General features: G+C 71.6%; 2 protein-coding genes. Both read left to right on the top strand.

Translation table 11 applies throughout. The features are described 5' to 3' along the window. On the top strand, window positions 1-724 hold a 724-nt coding region (locus IBL25_RS25815), incomplete at its 5' end, for an acetate--CoA ligase family protein (RefSeq protein ID WP_187781299.1). Window positions 725-738: 14 nt separating this feature from the next. After that, the gene (locus IBL25_RS25810) at window positions 739-1,923 is read left to right on the top strand and encodes an acyl-CoA dehydrogenase family protein (protein WP_202986892.1); all 1,185 of its coding nucleotides are present in this window, start codon (window positions 739-741) and stop codon (window positions 1,921-1,923) included. Window positions 1,924-2,096 lie beyond the last annotated feature (173 nt).

The following is a 2,096-nucleotide window of genomic DNA, read 5'->3' as shown; positions in this document are numbered from 1 at the left end:
GCGGGACCTGCCGCCGCCGCCCGCGCCCGTGGCCCCCGCCGGCCCGCTGCCGCCGGAGGCGCTGCGCAACGAATATGGCGCCAAGCAGGCCCTGGCCGGTGCCGGCGTGCCGGTGCTGCCGGAAAAGATCGCCCGCAGCGCGCGGGAGGCTTCCGAGGCGGCGCAGGCCATGGGCTTCCCCGTGGTGCTCAAGGTCCTGTCCGAGGACCTGCCGCACAAGACCGAGGTGGGTGGCGTGGTGTTGAACCTCGCCGATGCCGCCGCCGTGGCCGCAGCCTATGACGCCATGCTGGCGCGCGTGCGGCAGAAGGCGCCCACCGCGCGCATCGATGGCGTGCTGGTCTCCCCCATGGCGCGCGGCGGCACAGAGCTGATCCTGGGCGCCAAGCGCGACCCGGTCTTCGGCCCGGTCGTGGTGGTGGGCCTGGGCGGCATCTTCGCCGAGATCATCCAGGACGTGGCCGTGCGCCCAACTCCGGTGGAGGAAGCCGAGGCGATGGAGATGCTGCGCTCCCTCAAGGCCTTCCCGGTGCTGGATGGCGCGCGCGGCCGGCCCAGGGCGGACCTGCCGGCGGCGGCGCGGGCCATCGCGGCGCTTTCCCGTTTCGCGGCCGCCCATGCGGGCGAGGTCGCCGAGATCGATATCAACCCCTTGCTGCTGCTGCCGGAAGGGCAGGGTGCCGTGGCGCTGGATGCGCTGCTGGTCCCCGCCGCCGCGCAGTGACGGGAGCCTGAACCATGGACGGCATGACGCCGGAACTGAGCGGCGAGGCCTTTCGCCGCTATGCGCGGGACTGGCTGCGCGACAATGTGCCGCCGGGCTTCCTGGCGGACCAGCCGGGCTACACCCCGCCCAGCCTGGAGCAGAGCCTGGCCTGGGAAGCCGCGATGCACCGCGCCGGCCTCGCCGGCATCACCTGGCCCAAGGCCTATGGCGGCCATGGCCGCACGCTGCGGGAGCACCTGATCGCCAATCAGGAGATCGGCCGCCTCGCCCTGCCGGAAAGCGTCAGCTCCATCGGCAAGGAACTGGCCGGGCCGATCATCCTGGCCGTGGGCACGGAGGAGCAGAAGCTGCGCTACCTGCCGCCCATCCTGGAGATGCGGGAGATGTGGTGCCAGGGCTTCTCCGAGCCTGATGCCGGCTCCGACCTCGCGGGCCTTCGCACCCGCGCGGTGCGGGATGGCGATGGCTGGCGCGTCACTGGCCAGAAGATCTGGACCAGCGGCGCCTACAAGGCCAAGCGCTGCCTGCTGCTGGCCCGCACCGGCACGGTGGAGGACCGGCACAAGGGCCTCGCGCTCTTTGCCGTGCCGATGGATACGCCGGGCATCCGCGTCGTGCCCATCCGCCAGATGAACGACAAGCAGAGCTTCTGCGAGGTCTTCTTCGACGATGTGCGGGTGGAGCCGGAGGATGCGCTGGGCAAGCCGGACGAGGGCTGGAGCGCCGCCATCCGCGTGCTGGGCATCGAGCGCGCCACCAACCGCATGTATCGCGCCTGGCGCTTCGAGAATGAGCTGCGCCACCTGATCGCCGCCTGCCGCCAGGATGAATCCCTGGCGCCGCTGCTGCGGGATTCCGCTTATCGGCAGCGCATCGCGGCGACGGTGACGGATATCGAGATGGTGAAGGGCCATGTGGAGCCGGTGGTGGAGGCGCTGGTCGCCGGCCAGGCCATTGGCGCGCGCGGCAGCCTGATGAAGCTGCACTGGAGCGAGGCGCACCAGCGTTTTGCCAGCCTGGCGCAGGAGATTTTGGGCATGGCCGCGCCGGATGCGCCGCCTTCGACCCTTCAGGCGCAGAAGCGCTTCGGGGAGATCTATCTCCAGGCCCGTGCCGAGACGATCTATGCCGGCACCACCGAGATCCAGCTCGGCATCATCGCCGACCGCGTGCTGCAGCTCCCGAAGGGGAAGTAAGCCATGGACATGATCGAGAGCGGGCTGGACCCCGCCGAATTCGCCGCCACGGCCGAACGCGCCGTGGCCGCCTGCGCCACGCTGGAGGGCAAGGCGCGCGCGGCGCGGCTGGCCGAGGATGGGCTGCTGGGCGTGCTGGCGGGGGAGGAGGCCGGCGGCCTCGGCCTCGGGCT

This window comes from Pseudoroseomonas ludipueritiae (assembly GCF_014490445.1).
Lineage (GTDB): Bacteria > Pseudomonadota > Alphaproteobacteria > Acetobacterales > Acetobacteraceae > Pseudoroseomonas > Pseudoroseomonas ludipueritiae.
The sequence above is the reverse complement of the archived record's forward strand: the minus strand, read 5'-3'. Positions and strand labels throughout refer to the sequence as shown.